Raw genomic sequence first — 17,368 nt, 5'->3', positions numbered from 1 at the left:
TGCTTCACGGGGCTTCGCGCCGCGACGGAAGCCGCGCGAGCGACGTTCGAGTGCGCCTTTTAGTCCATCAGCCTGGCCAGAGGAATCGTCAATTCCACGACCAGACCCTGCTCACGCCAATCGGACACCAACGTACCGCCGAACAGCCGCGTAACGGTGTTGTTCAGCAGCCTCGTGCCGTAGCCGGTTGCTTGCGGAGGCGCCGTGATCGGCGGCCCGCCGTTTTCTTCCCAGCGCACTGCAAGGGAATCGCCCTGTTGTTCCCAATCGATCGACACACACCCTGCGTCTTCCGCTAATGCCCCGTATTTGGCCGCGTTGGTCGCAAGCTCGTGAAACACCAAAGCCAGGCTCGTGACTGCGCGATCGCCGAGGCATAAATCGTTTCCCTCCACGCTGAAACGCGCCTGGCTCGTCCCTTCGTAGGGCTTGAAGATCGCGCCCGTCAGCGCGTGTAGCGTCGCAATGGAAGGTCGCTGAACCTGCGGCCCTGGCCCGAAACTATGGCGCACGAGCGCGTGCGCGGCGGCAAGCGCATGCAGCCTGCCTGAAAGCGTGTCGGCGAAGGCGGCCGTCGATGTCGCGGACCGCTTGCCGATCTGGATCATCGCATCGACGACGAAGAACACGTTATTCACCCGATGATTCATCTCGCGCGTCAGCAACTCCTGCTGAGCCAGTGCTTCCTGAAGCCGGCTCTGGTTTTGCAGCATGGCAAGCGCAATTCCTGCAAACGACGCCAGTTCGCGCATGATGCGCGCGTGCCCGCTATCGAACTGCCCTTCCTTCTCCGCGACGATCCACAACGTGCCGAGCGGTTGGCCATGCGCCATGTAAAGCGGCACGAGCAGCACTTCGGGACAGACCACACCGGCGTCCGCAATCCACCCGTAATGGCGCTCGGGATGGCGCGTCAAAGTGGGCTCGAACCGATCGAGGCAGACGCCGCACGGGCTGTAATTGCGGGGCGTCGTCGCACCCTCGAAAGGCGCCAGCCTGCCGCGCAGGTCGCGCCATCGAAAGATGCCTGCGCTGCCTTCCATCGGCTCGAACGCGCTGATGCCCGCCGACTCGGCACCCGTCATCTGCATCGCCCGTTCGACGAGCCTGGGCAGGAGTTGCTCGGGATGATCGAGCATCTGCGCGCCAATGTCCTGCAAAGCGAGTTTTTCGCCGAGGTGATCGACAAACTTCGGCACCCGTCGATGCAGCTCCGGCGTGATGTAGAGATCGGGGGGCGGTAACGTTTCGGATCCAGACATGCCATCCTCCAAGTCGATCGCAAGCATGTTCCGGAACACATCGGCGCAACTCCAGCTGGCGCGGGCGCTTTCGGGAAAGGAATGTTTGGCGTTGGCCACACCCATTATGCATGCAATCCCGGGCCTGGAAGTCCGTTACATGGCGCGATAACCCACAGTGGCGACTGCCTCCTTTGCACGTACCGTGAACGAACCGACAGCGACGCGTTCGCGCCGCTGTCCGCGCCCGTTCACACGCGCAACACGATCAACCCGCGATCCCCGCCTGCACCTTCGCCGCGACATCGGCAGGCACCCACGTCTTCCACATTTCCGGATGCGTACGCAGGAACTGCGCGGCCATGGTCTGCGCATCCAGTTTCTTGACGCTCATGTCGAGAATCGTCGCGTTCAGGAAGTCCATCGGAAACTTGACCTTCGTGAACATCGTCATCAATTGCGGCTCGGCGTTGTAGAACGGCGTCGACGCGCCGACCGTCACGTGCGAGACCATATACGACGACGCGCATTGCTGCGTGCTACTCTCGTTGCGCAGCGTCTGCCAGCACGCATCGTTGAACGCGGGCATTTTCAGCTCGGTCAGCTTGTACTTCGCCATCAGCGCAGCGGGACCCCAATAGTAGAACAGGATCGGCGCGCCGCGCGTGTAAGCCGATGCGATCGCGGCATCGAGCGCCGCGCCCGTACCGGGACGGAAGTTCGTGTACGCGTCATCCAGCTTGAGCACTTTCAGGAGCCGCGAGTTCACGCGCTCGCAATCCCAGCCGCTCGGGCAGTTCAGAAAGCGGCCCTTGTTCGGCTCTTCATCGTCGGTGAAGACGTTCTTGTACTTCGGCAGATCCGCCACCGAAGCCAGTCCCGGGGCCGATGCCTTGATGCCGCGCGAGGGATCGCCCTTCACGACGTAGTCGGGCACGAACCAGCCCTCTTTCGTGCCGCCCGGCAGCGTGTCGCCGACCAGCTTCACGCTGCCCGTCTCGACAGCCTTCGCGGTGATCTCGCTGCGGCCTGTCCATTGCTCGGCCCAGATCTGCACGTCGTTGTGCGCGAGCGCGGTTTCCGTCGCGGCCGTGCTGCCCGGCACGACGTCCGTCTTGCAGCCATAGCCTTTCTCCAGAATCTGCCGCAGCACTTCCGTCGCGAACGCGCCGCTTTCCCACGTGATGCCCGCAAAGTGCACGGTCTTGCCCGCGCTGCACCAGCTTCCGGATTTCGCGGCGTTGCTGTCGGCGGCATGCGCGCTGCCTGCCGTGAGTATGGTTGCCGCAGTGGCGACGGCGGCGAACAGGGCCGTGCGCAGCTTGATGGATTGCATCATCGTATGTCTCCTGTGTCGATGGGAGTTAGCGCTTTAGCGCTTACTCCCATCCCATGCAAATTTACTTGCGGTCGATGGGAGTTAGCGCTTTAGCGCTTACTCCCATCCCATGCAAATTCATTTGCGGTCGATGGGAGTTAGCGCTTTAGCGCTTACTCCCATCCCATGCAAATTCATTTGCGGTCGATGGGAGTTAGCGCTTTAGTGCTTACTCCCATCCCATGCAAATTCATTTGCGGTCGATGGGAGTTAGCGCTTTAGCGCTTACTCCCGTCCCACGCAAATTCATTTGCGGGGAAGGTCTCGGATCTTGTTGTGATCGGCCGCGCGGATAACGCGACCCGCCGCGCCAGCGCAGGGGCATGACATGGCATCGCGATTGTGCGGTCCGATTTTTTCGACGATGAAGCGATGTTTTTTGATGCCGGGTATGAGTCCCGCTCAACTTCGGGTTTCTACGGCCGGGTTTGCGCGGATGCTTCGGCGCAGCTTGCAGGCAGGTTCAGCGCGACGGATAGCAGAATGCGTAGTCTTCGCAACCGGGACAGCCCGGCGCGGGCGCAGGCACGCGGCCTTCGGCGAGCGCCAGTTCGCGCGCGAGGAATTTCTTCCAGCGCGTGTTATCCGTGTTGCGCGCGACGAGTTCCGGATAGTGGCGCGTCAGTATCGCCGTGACGTCGTCGCGCCCGTCGAGTCCGAGATCCCGCCACAAGTGATCGGGACGCAGGCACGCCGTGGCGATGATCGTCGCGAGGCATTGCGCATCGGCATCCGTTGCAGCGAGTGAGGACTCGTGATGCAGCAGGAAAGCGCGCAACGCATCGACGAAAGGCTGATGCGCGCTCGCGGCAATGTGCTCGGGCACTGCATGCAGCGGCGCCGCGTCGCGGAAATGACGTGAGCACACCGCGTCGAGCGCGGCGCGCGTCAAGCCGAGATGCAGCAGTTCGCCGCTCGCGAACTTCGCGCCGATCAGCCGCGCGAACATGATCGTATCGGCTGCATCGCGCTGCGGCGCGTGATCGAGCAACCGCGCAACTTCCGCGTCGCGTGCATGATTCGACTCCGTTGTCATGTGGTCGCCTCCTGTCGCATCAAGCATAGCGCAGCAACATCACGCCACAGCCGACGCACCGAACTTCTTGCGATACGCGCCCGGACTCGTCAACGCAATGCGCCGGAAATGCCGACGCAGCGATTCCTCGGACCCGAAGCCTGCCAGCTCCGCGACGCGCGACATCGGCAGATCGGCGGGCGACTCCAGCAACTCGCGCGCAATCGCCACGCGCTCGCGGATCAGCCACTCGTAAGGCGCCATTCCCGTCGCGTCGCGAAACTGCCGCTGCAACGTGCGCGGACTCATCGCCGCCTGGTCCGCCAGCGATGCCAGCGTATGCGCATGCGCGGGGTTGGCGCGCACGTAATCCATCAGTCGCGCGAGACGACTGCTGTCGTCCTGCGGCATAGGACGCGGCACGAACTGCGCCTGGCCGCCCTCGCGATGCGGCGGCACGACCAGCCGCTGCGCGACGCGGTTCGCAATCGCGCTGCCGTAGTCGCGCCGCACGAGATGCAACAGCATGTCGAGCCCCGCCGCCGATCCCGCAGATGTAATCACCTGCCCTTCGTCGACATAGAGCGCATCGGGCTTCACGCGCAGTTGCGGATAGCGCTGCTGCAACTTCTCTGCGTATCGCCAGTGGGTCGTGACCGTCTTGCCGTCGAGCACACCCGCCGCAGCCAGCACGAACACGCCCGAGCAGATCGAACAGACACGCGCGCCGCGCTCAACGGCCGCGCGGATTTTTTTCAGCAGCGGCTCGGGCGGACGCTCGTCGGGATCGCGCCAGCCGGGCACGACGATCGTCGACGCGCGATCGAGCATCTTGAGCGAATACGGCGCAGCAATGCCGATCCCGCCCGCCGCGCGAATCGGCCCCGGTTCGACCGCGCAGACGGCGAAGCGATACCACGTCACGCCGAGTTCCGGGCGCTCGAGCGCGAACAGTTCGGTCACGCAACCGAATTCGAAAGTGCACAGGCGGTCGTAGACGAGCGCCGCGACGAGATGATCTTGCATGGCGTGATGTTACCGGAGATTGACGATTGCGCCACTTACGGGCGCGCGGCCCGCTGCCCATAATTGACACATCGTCCCCATCGACAAGGAGAACACACATGGCCCCTTCCACCGTCAGTGCCGTCCCCGCCGCCGACAGCGCGAGCGCGCTCGCGCATTTCGAGTCGTCGCTGCGCTTCGAGACCGACTGCTGGGACGTCTCGGACACCCTCGCGTCGGGCAACGCCGACTTCGTGCTGCTCGATGTTCGCAGCCCCGAGCTTTTCGCGCGCGGCCATATTCCCGGCGCACTCAATCTGCCGCACCGGAAAATCATCGAGTCTAAATTGCGCGAATATCCGGCCGATACACTATTCGTGACCTATTGCGCCGGTCCGCATTGCAATGGCGCGACGCGCGGTGCAATCCGCCTCGCAAAACTCGGCCGGCCCGTGAAAATCATGATCGGCGGCGTGACGGGCTGGCTCGACGAGGGCTTCGCGCTGGAAACGCAGGCTGCAAGCGCCTGTACAGAAATGGAACAGGAACCCTGATCTTCATCGGAATATTTTACCCACCATTTTTTGCGAGCAATTTCATGCCTTTTAAAGACTTCAAAAGCCGCTAAAGAGCTTTCAAAACGCCTCGCTAAATCTTCGAATAAAACTTTTAAAAAAGTGCTCAATGTTTTAAAACGGCTGCCGTTAACCAGTCGAGGGAACTTCCTCTTGCGACGGAACTGACATGCAGAGCACTTACTATCTGGGTCTGGTTGTCGTGTCGCTCGCCGTCGCAACACTGGCTTCATACACGGCGCTCGACCTGGCCGGGCGAATTTCGACCATGGCATCGGCCCGCCTGCGCCACCTTTGGCTAGCAGGCGGCGCGGCCGCAATGGGCACAGGCATCTGGTCGATGCACTTCATCGGGATGCTGGCCTTCTCGCTGCCCATCCCGCTCGGCTACGACTTCGCGATCACCAGCTACTCGCTCATCATCGCGATGATCGTGTCGTACTTCGCGCTCGTCCAGGTGGCGCGCCCGACGCTCTCCGCCAGACGCCTCGTCACGGGCGGCCTGCTGATGGGCTTCGGCATCGCGGGCATGCACTACACCGGCATGGCTGCAATGCAGATGCAGCCGGGCATCCACTATCGTCCGGGCCTGTTCGCCGCGTCCGTCGCGATTGCGATCGCGGCGTCGATGGCTGCGCTGTGGATCGCGCACACGCTGCGCGATTCGCGCCAGCATCGCGTGCTGATCAAGCGCATCGGCGCAGCTTGCGTGATGGGCATCGCGATCACGGGCATGCACTACACGGGCATGGCCGCCGCCGACTTCCTGCCCGGCTCGGTGTGCGGCGCCGCGCGGGGCGTCAACGCGCAGTGGCTCGCGACGACGATCATCCTGTTCACGTTCGTGATTCTGATCGTCACGCTGATCCTGTCGCGCTTCGATGCACACACAACCTTCCTCGCCGGCTCGGTTTCGTCGCTGAACAACCAGATCGTGCGCCTTGCCACCTACGACACCCTCACCGATCTGCCGAACCGCCGCACGCTGAATGAGCACATCGAGCGCGCGATCCACGCGTCGAAGCAGACCCGCCGGGGCTTCGCGATCCTCTTCATGGACCTTGACGGCTTCAAGACGATCAACGATTCGCTCGGCCACGCGTTCGGCGACGAAGTGCTGAAATCGTTCGCCCAGCACCTGCGGCAATGCGTGCGCAACGTCGATACCGTCGCGCGGCTCGGCGGCGACGAGTTCGTCGTGCTGGCCGAAAACATCGGCGCGCCTCGCGACGCAGAAAGGATGGCCGAGGCCGTACTCGAACGGATGCGCGAAGGGATTAGCACGCAAAGCCAGATGCTGCAGATCATGCCGAGCATCGGCATTGCGCTGTATCCGCAGGATGGCAGTTCCGTCGACGAGTTGCTGAAGCACGCCGACGCCGCGATGTACGAAGCAAAGCGCGGCGGCCGCAGCACGTATCGCTTCTTCGAAGCGCACATGAACGAAGCGGCGATGCGCACGCTCAAGATCCAGAGCGCGCTGCACGAGGCGCTCGGCAAGGGCTATTTCTCGCTGCACTTCCAGCCGAAGTTCCGCGGCGACAGCGGCGCGGTCGCGGGCGCGGAAGCCTTGATCCGCCTGAATCACCCGGAGATCGGCGTGCTCCCGCCGATGGATTTCATCCCGATCGCCGAGCGTTCCGGGCAGGTCGTGGAGATCGGCTATTGGGTCGTGCGCGAGACGTGCCGCCAGATTCGCCGCTGGGAAAGTGCCGGCCTGCCGTCGATGAAAATCGCGATCAACCTGTCGCCGCGCCAGATGGCGCAGCCGGATCTCGTCGCGAAGATTCTGGAGATCGTGCACGCGGAAGGCGTCGATTGCAACCAGATCATGTTCGAGATCACGGAAACGGTCGCGATGCAGGACGCCGCCAAGACGACCGAAATGATCCGCGAGTTCCAGAACAGCGGCTTCGAAATTTCAATCGACGACTTCGGCACCGGCTATTCGAGCCTCGCCTATCTGCAGCGCTTTCGCGTGAAGCAGTTGAAGATCGACCGCTTCTTCACGAGCGGACTCGATGCCGACGGCCACGAAGGCAGCGCAATCGTGCAGGCGATCATCGCGCTCGCGCATTCGCTGGAAATGGACGTGGTGGCGGAAGGCGTCGAAACGGCATCGCAGCTCGACAAGCTCAAGGACCTGCAATGCGACGAAATGCAGGGCTTCCTGCTCGGCAAGCCGCTCACGGCCGACGCATTCAGCGAACTGCTTCAGGAGCGCATGCCGACGACGTGACGTGAGGCGCCGTCCAGGCCCGTCACTGATCTATGGTCGATACGTCGGCCTTTTGCAGCGCGAACGTCGCGGGCTCGATATGCGGGCTCGCCGGCGTGGGCGCAACATCGCGCCGCGTCAACTTGCCATCCACCGACGCGCCCACATCCATCCGCAACTGCTGGTAGTAGATGTTGCCCGTGATGTACGCGTTCTCCTGCAACTCGACGAAGTGATCGGCGATCACGTCGCCCGTGATCCTGCCGTTGACGATCACGTCGTAGCCGTACACGTTACCCGTGATCGAGCCGCGATTGCTCAGCACCAGCAGGGTCTCGCATCCGGCCTTGCCCGCGACGTTGCCTTTTACATGGCCGTCCATGCGCAGGCCGTCGCTGAATTCGATGTCGCCTGTGATGGTCACGTCGTGTGCAATGAGGGTCGCCAGTTTGTTCTGGGAGACGCCGGGTGACTTCTTCTTGCTGAACATAATCGATACCGGGATGAAGTTGAACACGCGCCGCGCCTCAGCGGCGCGAACGGCTTTGGCCCTGCAGAAACAGCACTTGCGCCTGAAGCCTGCGCACTTCGACGGTGAGCGCGTCGGCGGATTTCTGCACGCTCGCGCGCGACGCCGATTCCTGCATCAGCGTGAGCTGCGCACGCGCTAGCGCGTCTTGCAACTCGTCGTGCGCTGCGGGCGCGACGCACGACGGACCCGCTGAAGCATCGGGCCGCGCGTAGCCACGCATCGCCGCTGCGCCCGCCGCCATGCACGCGATACAAACGAGCGCCCACACGCTGATGCGCACTGCGAGCGAGCGCACGGGCTGCAATGCATACGTGCGCTGCGTGACAACATGGCCGCGGACATGCCCGCGGACACGCACGCGCCGCCTGCCCGGGCGAAGTAAATCAGCCATGAGACGGCCCCATGAAAAGTGCGAGATAGTCGGTTGGATCGACGGGCGCGCCGTTGACGAGCACTTCGAAGTGCAGATGCGGGCCCGTCGAGCGGCCCGTCGAGCCGACATCGGCGATATGCTGGCGCGGCAGCACGAGATCGCCCTCCTGCACGACGATCCTCGAAGCATGTCCATAGCGCGTGATCAGGCCGTTGCCGTGGTCGATCTCGACGGCATTGCCGTAGCCGCCCTGTGGTCCCGCGTGAATCACGCGGCCGCCCGCTGCGGCGAGAATCGGCGTGCCCGGCAGCGCGACGAGATCGACGCCCGGGTGAAAGCTGAGGTGATGCGTGAACGGATCGACGCGATTGCCGAATGGCGAGCCGAACCGCGCGCCGTCGACGGGCATGCGGCCCGGGAACGACTCCCAGTTCGCGACGTGCAGCGTCGCTTCCTGTTCGAGCGCCGACAACGTCGTGACGAGGCAGGCGATCTGTTCGTGAATCGCAAGCGCGTCATGCGCCGGGTGGCCGGTCAGTTCGTCGCAACGGCGCGGCGGCAGTGACGGGCCGCCTTCGCCGTTTTCAGCTGCGGTTTCGCTGGCCTTGTCGAGTGGCTGTTCGGCGGGCTTCCCCGTCGACGGACCATCATGGTCGTCCGCATCGCGCTTCGGCGCGGCTCGCGCGGCGCCCTTCGCCGACGGCCTCGCCTTCTCCGACTTCTGCGCCGCGCCGTCAGTCACGTCGTCGCCCGCATCGTCGCCGAGCACGTCACTCGCCGACAGCACGGGCGGCGCGAACACGGGGCGCGGCAAGGTCTTGATCGTCTTCAGACGTGTTTCGAAATCGTGCAGCGTCGCGACCTGCGAGGCGAGCTGCGTGAGGCGTGGCTCCATCTGCTCGATTGCCGCATTCAGCTTGCCGAGTTCAGCGATCGTGTAGTCGCGCGCGACGCGGTTGTCGCTGGCTTGCGTGGCCGCGTCGCGCTTCGGATGATCGCGGCCGATCACGATGCCCGCCGTCAACGTCAGCACCGAGCTGCCACAGGCGACGAGCGCGGCGATGGTCAGCGCGGTGTGCCGCGTGACGAAGCGCACCGAGCCGTTCGTCAGGCTCCTGCCGGTTCCCCAGATCAGCGACATCAGCGGCCGCCCTGCGTTCCGACCGCGACGATGCACGGCGGCATGCATGCGAAAGATGAACGCGCGGCAAGTGTCGTGGTACTTGCAGCGGACGGCGCGGTGTTGCGGTGAACCAGCATACGCAGGATGACGAATCGATCTCGTTGATGGGGAAAAACGGTGGCGCGAATTATCACGCCATCCGCCAGGCCCGCATCTCAAATTGGACGACATCGGATTCGTCGCATGTCCGCAGGAGGTTCAGTGCGCTTTCGTTGCCGCCACCAGTCCGCGAGAAACTGCGCGCGGTCAACGCAAACGGAGATCGCAAACCGTCGAGCAAACGTCAGACTCCAAGCAATTCCTGCAAACGCTCGCGCAACATTTCGCTCGCCTGCGTCATCGGCGCACGCAAATCGCCTTCCATCAGGCCTTGCACGGCGAGCGCCGCCTTCACAGGCGCGGGGTTCGACTCGGCCGTCAGCGCGCCGATCAACGGCACGAGCGAATGGAAAAGCGCGCGCCCTTCGTCAAGACGCCCCGCTTTCAACGCGCGATCGAGCGCGACGAAACGCTCCGGCCACACATGTGCCGACGCCGCGATCGCGCCGCTGCCGCCCATGCAGAGCGTGTCGAAGATGCGGATGTCGTCGCCGGCGAGCACTTGCAGCCGGCCGTCGAGGATCAGCGCGTGCGTGGTGTCGAGCGAGCCCGCGCAGTCCTTGATCGCCTGAATGCGTGGGTGCGCGGCGAGCGAGAGCAATGTCTCCAGCTCGATGCGCACGCCCGTGCGCGCGGGAATGTCGTACATCACGACGGGATGCTCGCTTGCGTCGGCGAGCATCGTGAAGTGCGCGGCGATGCCAGCTTGCGACGGCCGCACATAGTACGGCGCCGAAATCAGCACGCCCGCGAGCGGCAACGCATTCAGGCGCAACACGCGCTCACGCACGGCGCGCGCGTTGTTGCCCGACACGCCGACGATCACCGGCAGCGCGCCGCCCGCCGCGTCGAGCGTGGTCGCGAGCACGGCTTCCTGCTCGCCGGGCTCGAGCGAAGACGGCTCGCCCGTCGTGCCGAGCGCGACCACGCCCGCGACGCCTGCGTCGGCGTAGAGCCTGATCAGGCGGCGCAACGCACCGTGATCGACGGCACCGTTTGCGGAAAACGGCGTGACAAGGGGAATCCAGATACCCGAAAAATTGAACATGACTTTCCTCGAACGCGACCGTACGGGAACCGTTCAGCGGCGAGGAAGCAGGATCGTAAGCGGGAGTTTCGAGGACCGTTGATCGAGGCTGTTCCGTCGCACATCTGACGGAACAGCAGCTCCGGTCAGATGAGCAACTGTTTTTTGGCTTTGGAAGCGGCGCGCGCGATCGCGGCACGCAGAGGCGTACCTGTTTCCACACGATCACGAAGCAATGAGCCGTTTTCCATGTCCGGCAGTGTAACCGCAAAACTGCGCTTGCCGCCGCGAGCGTTTCGCCAGCGCAGGCGAAATCAGTCGCCCGGACGAATGGATGCGAGAAATTCCTTGACTTCCTCGCCCAGCGAATTAATATACGCACCGCGTATATCCATCCGATCTCCTGACGAAAAGAGAGGCAGCCCATGAGCGTCCCGCAACAAGCTTTTCTCCGTGACGCGATGCGGCGTCTGAATCTCACCCGCGATGGCTTCGCGACGCGAATCGGCGTGTCGAAGCGCGCGCTCGACACGTGGCTGCTGCCCGACGATTCGCAGGAATCGCGCGCGATGCCGGAAATCGTCGAGCGCTTCGTGTCGGAAATCGTCGTCAACGGCGCACCCGCTGAAAAACATACGCAGAGCGTAGATTCGCAGTCGCTGGCCAGCCAGATGCTGTTCGAAGGCAAGCCGCAGCTGCTGTCCGTCGATCAGTTCTCGCGCGACGCCGTCGAAGCGCTGTTTCGCGTCGCCGACATCATGCAGCCCATCGCGCGCCGCCGGAAAATCTCACGCGTGCTCGAAGGCGCGGTGCTCGGCAACCTGTTCTTCGAGGCCAGCACGCGTACCCGCGTGAGTTTCGGCGCGGCGTTTTGCCGCCTGGGCGGCTCGGTGTGCGATACGACGGGCTTCACGTTTTCGTCGATGGCCAAGGGCGAATCGATCTACGACACGAGCCGCGTGATGTCCGGCTACGTCGATGCCCTCGTGATCCGCCACCCGGACCAGGGCTCCGTGGCCGAATTCGCGCGCGCCACCAACATTCCCGTGATCAACGGCGGCGACGGCCCCGGCGAGCACCCGAGCCAGGCGCTGCTCGACCTGTACACGATCCAGCGCGAGTTCTCGCGTCTGGGCAAGATCGTCGACGGCGCGCATATCGCGATGGTCGGCGACCTGAAGTACGGGCGCACCGTGCATTCGCTCGTCAAGCTGCTCGCGCTGTATCGCGGCATCAAGTTCACGCTGATTTCGCCGCCCACCCTGGAAATGCCCGCGTATATCGTCGATCAGATTTCGCGCAACGGCCACGTGGTCGAACAGACGCACGATCTCACCAACGGCCTGCGCGGCGCGGACGTCGTCTATGCGACGCGCATCCAGAAGGAGCGCTTCGCCGATGAGTCGTTCGAAGGCTACACGCCCGACTTCCAGATCAATCAGGCGCTCGTCGATACCGTGTGCGGCCAGGACACGCTGATCATGCACCCGCTGCCGCGCGACAGCCGCCCCGGCGCGAACGACCTGAGCACTGATCTGAACCACGATTCGCGCCTGGCGATCTTCCGCCAGACGGACAACGGCATTCCCGTGCGGATGGCGATCTTCGCGGTGCTGCTCGGCGTCGAGAAGCTGGTTCAACATTCGATGCGCGATGCCGCGTGGCGTCCGCCCGCGTATCTCGGACCGGACGATGCGGTGTTTCATGGCATCGATTGATCGGCTCACAAGCTGATTTACTGCTGGCTCATGTGAGACGCGCGTCGAGGTTCGACGCGCGTTTTTGTTTTTGCACCGCGCGTAAAGTCGTTCGACGCATGGCGCCGACGCCATCCCTCCGCCATCTTCGCGCCATCTACCCGTCACGGTTGCGCCACGCCGGATGTGCCACGATCAACACTTGCTTTCAACGCTGCACTCGGCACGGCGCAACCCTTTACGTTGCGCCGTGCCGAGTGCAGCGTGAAGTCGTTTGAGAAAGCCGTTCGCCGCGTGTGCGGTCGTCCCGTGATGTTCTGCACCGGCGGCATCGAAATTGCTCAATGACAAGGCTTGTCATGCACCGAGCGCCCGCTTCGGGTTCGATGCGGCGCAAGCTTGCATCGAACTTCCACGGAGCAAGCAGAACATCATGTCCCACCACAACGACTGTCAGGGTTCGTGCCCGCAACACGATGCGCACACGTCCCGCCAGGACGAGGATGACGTCTCGCCATCCAGCACTTCACGCCGCCGCTTCCTGCAATCTGCCGCCGCAGCGGCCGCAGTTACCACTGCACCCTACACGCACGCGCAGACACAAACGCCGCCAGCAGCACAGCCCGTTGCACGCACAACGGTGCCGCCGCGCGCAGTGAAGCTCAACATCAACGGACGCGACTACACGTTGCAACTCGAGCCACGCGTGACGCTGCTCGACGCGCTGCGCGAATACGCCGGTCTCACGGGCACGAAGAAAGGCTGCGACCGCGGGCAATGCGGTGCGTGCACGGTGCTCGCCAACGGACGGCGCATCAACTCATGTCTCACGCTCGCCGTGATGCATGAAGGCGAAACGATCACAACCGTCGAAGGACTCGCGAGCAACGGCACGCTGAATCCGGTACAACGGGCATTCATCGAACAGGACGCGTTCCAGTGCGGATACTGTACGCCGGGGCAAATCTGTTCGGCGACGGCTTTGCTCACGGAATTCGACGCCGGCACGGCCAGCACGGTCACGGCAGACGTACGACGCCGTCCGCCGCAACTGACCGATGAAGAAATTCGCGAGCGCATGAGCGGCAACATCTGCCGCTGTGGCGCGTACGTGAATATCGTCGCGGCCGTGCAGTCCGCGCATCGTGGCACGGTTGGCAGCGGCACCGACTACACCTATTCGACGTTCGTCATCAAGACGAGCGACGTCGCGTAACGAGGAGACCATCATGGATGCCATCTCCTACGAACGCGCCGCCGATATCACCAGTGCCGTGCGCGCCGCGCAGCAGCCGGGCACGATGTTCATCGGCGGCGGCACCAATCTGCTCGATCTGATGAAGGGCGGCGTGACACGGCCCGTCAGACTCGTCGATATCACGCGCATACAGGGGCTCGATATCGTATCGACACTGCCCGATGGCGGCCTGCGCATCGGCGCGCTCGTACGCAATAGCGATGCCGCGAATCATGCGCTCGTGCGCGCGCGTTATCCGCTGCTGTCGCAGGCGCTGCTCGCGGGCGCATCGGCGCAACTGCGCAATATGGCGACCGTCGGCGGCAACCTGATGCAGCGCACGCGTTGCCCTTACTTCTACGACACCGCGTTCACCGCCTGCAACAAGCGCGAGCCTGGCAGCGGCTGCGCCGCGATCAATGGCCACAACCGCACGCATGCGATTCTCGGCGCGAGCACGCAATGCATCGCCGTGAATCCTTCCGATATGAGCGTCGCGCTCGCCGCACTCGATGCCAACGTGCGCGTGAGCGGCCCGCAAGGCGAGCGCGTGATTGCGTTCGGCGAGTTTCATCGGTTACCCGGCGAGCGCGCGGATCTCGACACCACGCTGCGCCCCGGCGAACTCATCACGTCCGTCGATCTGCCGCCGCCCATCTTTAGCGAGCACGCGTATTACCTGAAGGTACGCGACCGCGCGAGCTATGCGTTCGCGCTGGTGTCCGTCGCAGCCGCGCTGCAGATGGACGGCAACACCGTGCGCAGCGCGCGTATCGCGTTGGGCGGCGTCGCGCACAAGCCGTGGCGCGCGACGGCAGCCGAGCAGATGATCGCGGGCAAGCCGCTCGATAACGCCACATTGAAAAACGCCGCCGCCGCGGCGCTGAACGACGCGAGGCCGCTACACGACAACGCGTTCAAGGTGCGGCTCGCGCAGAACGCGATCGTGCGTGCGGTGAACCAGGCAGCGGGAGGTGTCGCATGAATACGATGATCGGACATCCGCTCGATCGCACGGATGGCTTGCTGAAGGTGACGGGCGAAGCGCGTTACGCGGCCGAGTTTCCCGAAGCGCGTCTTGCGCATGGCGTGCTGGTGACGAGCACGATTGCAAAAGGCGCGATTGCGTCGATCGACGCGAGCCGTGCGTCGGCCTTGCCCGGCGTATTGCTCGTGATGACGTACCAGAATGCGCCACGCCTGCCGAACGGCGGACGGCCCGCGCTCTCGCCGCCAGCGGGACGGCATCTGTCGCTGTTGCAGGACAACCAGATCCATTACAGCAACGAGCCGATCGCAGTCGTGGTTGCGGATACGCTCGAACATGCAACCGATGCCGCGCGTCAGTTGCGCATCACCTATGCGGCGCAACCGGCGGCGCTCGATTTCACGCAGGCCAAGTCCAGCGCGCATGCGCCCGACAAGCCGCAAGGCCGGCAGACCGACACCTCGCGCGGCGATTACGACGCGGGCCTCGCGGCGGGCGTGGTGCGCGTCGACGCCGTCTACACGACGCCGATGGAGCATCACAACCCGATGGAGCCGCACGCGACGATGGCCGTATGGGACGGCCCGCAACTGACGCTCTACGACTCCACGCAAGGCGTGACGGGCACGCGCACCTCCGTCGCGAAGACGCTCGGCATGTCGCCCGACGACGTGCGCGTGATCTCGCCGTTCGTCGGCGGCGGCTTTGGCTGCAAGGGCTCGGCGTGGTCGCACGTGGTGCTGTGCGCGATGGCCGCGAAGCAGACGGGGCGGCCCGTGCGTCTCGCGCTGGAGCGTCCGCAGATGTTCGGCTCCGTTGGCGGGCGGCCGTTCACCGAGCAGCGCATGGTGATCGCCGCGAAGCGCGACGGCACGTTGACCGCGATGCGGCACGACAGCTTCTCGAACACATCGATGATCGAAGACTGGACGGAGACCTGCTGCATGGTCTCGCGGATGATGTACGCAGTGCCGAACCAGGTGACGACGCATCGTCTCGTGCAGTTGAACGTCGGCACGCCGACCTTCATGCGGGCGCCAGGCGAAACGACGGGCTCATGGGCGCTCGAAACGGCGATGGACGAACTGTCGTATCAGTTGAAGATGGATCCCATTGCGCTGCGCCTGAAGAACTACGCGGAGAACGACCCGCAGGAAAACAAGCCGTGGTCGAGCAAGGCCTTGCGCCAGTGCTATAGCGTCGGCGCGGAACGCTTTGGGTGGTCGCGCCGCAAGCCCCAGCCGCGTTCGATGCGCGACGGCAATACGCTGATCGGCCTTGGGATGGGAACGGCGACATATCCCGCCAATCGCAGCGAAGCGGCGGCGCTTGCGCGCATTCTGCCGGACGGTACGGCGATGGTGGTTTCCGGCACGCAGGATCTCGGCACGGGCACGTACACGGTGATGACACAGGTCGCGTCGGATGCCCTCGGCATTGCGCCGGAGAATATCCGTTTCGGCCTCGGTGATTCGTCGCTGCCGAAGGCGCCTGTGTCGGGCGGCTCGCAGTCGGTCGCAAGCGTGTCGCCAGCCGTGCGCGATGCGTGCGATCAGGCGCGCGGCAAGCTGGTGGCGATGGCGCTGGCCGATCGCGGTTCGCCGGTGTTCGGCGTGTCGCCGGATGATGTCGTCGTGCAGAACGGTTGGGTCACGAGCCGTGCCGATCCCTCGAAGCGCGATCCGATCGCGGCGGTTCTTGCGCGCGCCGGCGGGCAGCCGATCGAAGCGACGACCAGCACGAAACCCGGCGACGAGAAGCAGCGTTACTCGTTTCATTCCTGGGGCGCTGTGTTCGCCGAAGTACATGTCGATGCCGATCTTGGGTCGATTCGTGTGGCCAGGCTCACCGGCGTTTATAACGTTGGGCGGATGCTCAATGTGAAGACTGCGCGCAGTCAATTGATGGGTGGGCTTGTTTGGGGGATCGGTGCCGCGCTCGAAGAGGCGACGATGCTCGATAAGCAGTATGGGCGGTTTATCAACGCCAATCTCGCTGAGTACCACGTGCCTGTGAATGCGGATGTTGGGGCGCTCGATGTGCTTGTGCTCGATGAGCCTGATCCTTTTATTAATTCGCTTGGGTCTCGTGGGATTGGGGAAATTGGTATCACTGGCGTGGTGGCGGCTATTGGGAATGCTGTTTATCACGCCACCGGCGTGAGGGTTAGGGATTTGCCTATTACTTTGGATAAGGTTGTTATGGTTTGATTTTTTTTGCCGCTGGGCTCTGCGCTGGCATCCGCGCTTTGCCTTCGTGGCGTGGCCGGTTTTGGTTTGTTCTTTCGCTGGCATCCGCGAGGCAGTGTTTGCTGCGCATGTCTTGCCGGTGTGGTTTTGCGTTTTCGATGGCATCCGCGCTTTGCCTTTTCGTGCTTCATGCGTCGCCCCTGTGGGTTTGCCTTTTCGCTGGCATCCGCGTGATGACTTACCCCTTCAAACGTCGCCCCTGTGCGGGGCGGCACCTACTTTTCTTTGCCGCCGCAAAGAAAAGTAGGCAAAAGAAAGCGGCTCACACCGCCAACATTTCTTCTTGCCTGAGGGCCCTCAACCGGTCCCGCACTTCACACGGCAACGTCTTTGTTCGCGTTCGTTGCCAACGCTTTGAATACACGCCTCACCCACTTCAAACACCCGCACAAGGGCAAGCGGCAGCGAATGGTTTGTGCCGCCCAGGTGGCAAACTGTGTGTAGGTTGTCGCGACGTACACGTTAGCGCTCTTACATGGTGGGGCGCGTGCGCTATCGGTCCGAAGTGAGGCGTGTGGACTACTACGGCCTACACACAGTTTGCCACCTGG

The 17,368-nt window shown here is 63.6% G+C and carries 14 protein-coding genes; 6 read left to right on the top strand and 8 right to left on the bottom strand.

Features of this window, described 5'->3' with window-relative positions; genetic code table 11:
* Positions 1 to 59 precede the first annotated feature (59 nt).
* The 4 genes from C2L64_RS22795 to ftrA form a co-directional block, all read right to left on the bottom strand.
* The gene (locus tag C2L64_RS22795) at positions 60 to 1,262 is read right to left on the bottom strand and encodes a sensor histidine kinase (RefSeq protein WP_035538681.1); all 1,203 of its coding nucleotides are present in this window, start codon (positions 1,260 to 1,262) and stop codon (positions 60 to 62) included.
* A 247-nt stretch (positions 1,263 to 1,509) separates the two neighbouring features.
* Complete coding sequence (locus tag C2L64_RS22790; RefSeq protein WP_007745950.1) at positions 1,510 to 2,580, bottom strand: ABC transporter substrate-binding protein; 1,071 nt, start codon at positions 2,578 to 2,580, stop codon at positions 1,510 to 1,512.
* Positions 2,581 to 3,082: 502 nt separating this feature from the next.
* Positions 3,083 to 3,655 (bottom strand): nitrogen fixation protein NifQ, encoded by a 573-nt coding sequence (locus C2L64_RS22785; RefSeq protein ID WP_009769653.1) that lies wholly within the window; start codon positions 3,653 to 3,655, stop codon positions 3,083 to 3,085.
* 39 nt (positions 3,656 to 3,694) lie between these two features.
* Positions 3,695 to 4,660 (bottom strand): transcriptional regulator FtrA, encoded by a 966-nt coding sequence (gene ftrA / locus C2L64_RS22780; RefSeq protein WP_009769654.1) that lies wholly within the window; start codon positions 4,658 to 4,660, stop codon positions 3,695 to 3,697.
* Positions 4,661 to 4,758: 98 nt separating this feature from the next.
* Between ftrA and C2L64_RS22775 the strand changes: the two genes are divergently transcribed.
* Together C2L64_RS22775 and C2L64_RS22770 are read left to right on the top strand one after the other, a co-directional pair.
* Positions 4,759 to 5,193, top strand: a complete 435-nt coding sequence (locus C2L64_RS22775; protein ID WP_009769655.1) for a rhodanese-like domain-containing protein — start codon at positions 4,759 to 4,761, stop codon at positions 5,191 to 5,193.
* A gap of 190 nt (positions 5,194 to 5,383) precedes the next feature.
* On the top strand, positions 5,384 to 7,453 hold the full coding sequence (locus tag C2L64_RS22770; RefSeq protein ID WP_009769656.1) for a putative bifunctional diguanylate cyclase/phosphodiesterase: 2,070 nt from the start codon (positions 5,384 to 5,386) through the stop codon (positions 7,451 to 7,453).
* A gap of 22 nt (positions 7,454 to 7,475) precedes the next feature.
* On the opposite strand, the gene C2L64_RS22765 is transcribed toward C2L64_RS22770, so the two are convergent.
* From C2L64_RS22765 to dapA, 4 genes are all read right to left on the bottom strand, one after another.
* Entirely contained in the window at positions 7,476 to 7,922 is a 447-nt protein-coding gene (locus tag C2L64_RS22765) for a bactofilin family protein (RefSeq protein WP_039901932.1), read from the bottom strand.
* Positions 7,923 to 7,959: 37 nt separating this feature from the next.
* On the bottom strand, positions 7,960 to 8,355 hold the full coding sequence (locus C2L64_RS22760; protein WP_009769658.1) for a hypothetical protein: 396 nt from the start codon (positions 8,353 to 8,355) through the stop codon (positions 7,960 to 7,962).
* Positions 8,348 to 9,478: a M23 family metallopeptidase gene (locus C2L64_RS22755; RefSeq protein WP_009769659.1), complete on the bottom strand. Its 1,131-nt coding sequence runs from the start codon at positions 9,476 to 9,478 to the stop codon at positions 8,348 to 8,350. The genes C2L64_RS22760 and C2L64_RS22755 overlap by 8 nt, the downstream gene beginning before the upstream one ends.
* Positions 9,479 to 9,803: 325 nt before the next feature.
* The gene (dapA, locus tag C2L64_RS22750) at positions 9,804 to 10,667 is read right to left on the bottom strand and encodes a 4-hydroxy-tetrahydrodipicolinate synthase (protein WP_009769660.1); all 864 of its coding nucleotides are present in this window, start codon (positions 10,665 to 10,667) and stop codon (positions 9,804 to 9,806) included.
* Between the two features lie 404 nt (positions 10,668 to 11,071).
* Between dapA and C2L64_RS22745 the strand changes: the two genes are divergently transcribed.
* From C2L64_RS22745 to C2L64_RS22730, 4 genes are all read left to right on the top strand, one after another.
* Positions 11,072 to 12,364 (top strand): aspartate carbamoyltransferase, encoded by a 1,293-nt coding sequence (locus C2L64_RS22745; protein WP_007749885.1) that lies wholly within the window; start codon positions 11,072 to 11,074, stop codon positions 12,362 to 12,364.
* Between the two features lie 412 nt (positions 12,365 to 12,776).
* Positions 12,777 to 13,559: a (2Fe-2S)-binding protein gene (locus tag C2L64_RS22740; protein WP_039901934.1), complete on the top strand. Its 783-nt coding sequence runs from the start codon at positions 12,777 to 12,779 to the stop codon at positions 13,557 to 13,559.
* Positions 13,560 to 13,572: 13 nt separating this feature from the next.
* On the top strand, positions 13,573 to 14,565 hold the full coding sequence (locus C2L64_RS22735) for an FAD binding domain-containing protein (protein ID WP_009769662.1): 993 nt from the start codon (positions 13,573 to 13,575) through the stop codon (positions 14,563 to 14,565).
* Entirely contained in the window at positions 14,562 to 16,778 is a 2,217-nt protein-coding gene (locus tag C2L64_RS22730; protein WP_009769663.1) for a xanthine dehydrogenase family protein molybdopterin-binding subunit, read from the top strand. Before C2L64_RS22735 ends, C2L64_RS22730 begins: the two co-directional genes overlap by 4 nt.
* Positions 16,779 to 17,368 lie beyond the last annotated feature (590 nt).

This window comes from Paraburkholderia hospita (assembly GCF_002902965.1).
In the GTDB taxonomy this organism is placed as follows: domain Bacteria; phylum Pseudomonadota; class Gammaproteobacteria; order Burkholderiales; family Burkholderiaceae; genus Paraburkholderia; species Paraburkholderia hospita.
Note: the sequence above shows the minus strand (reverse complement) of the source record. Positions and strands in the feature narration are given on the sequence as shown.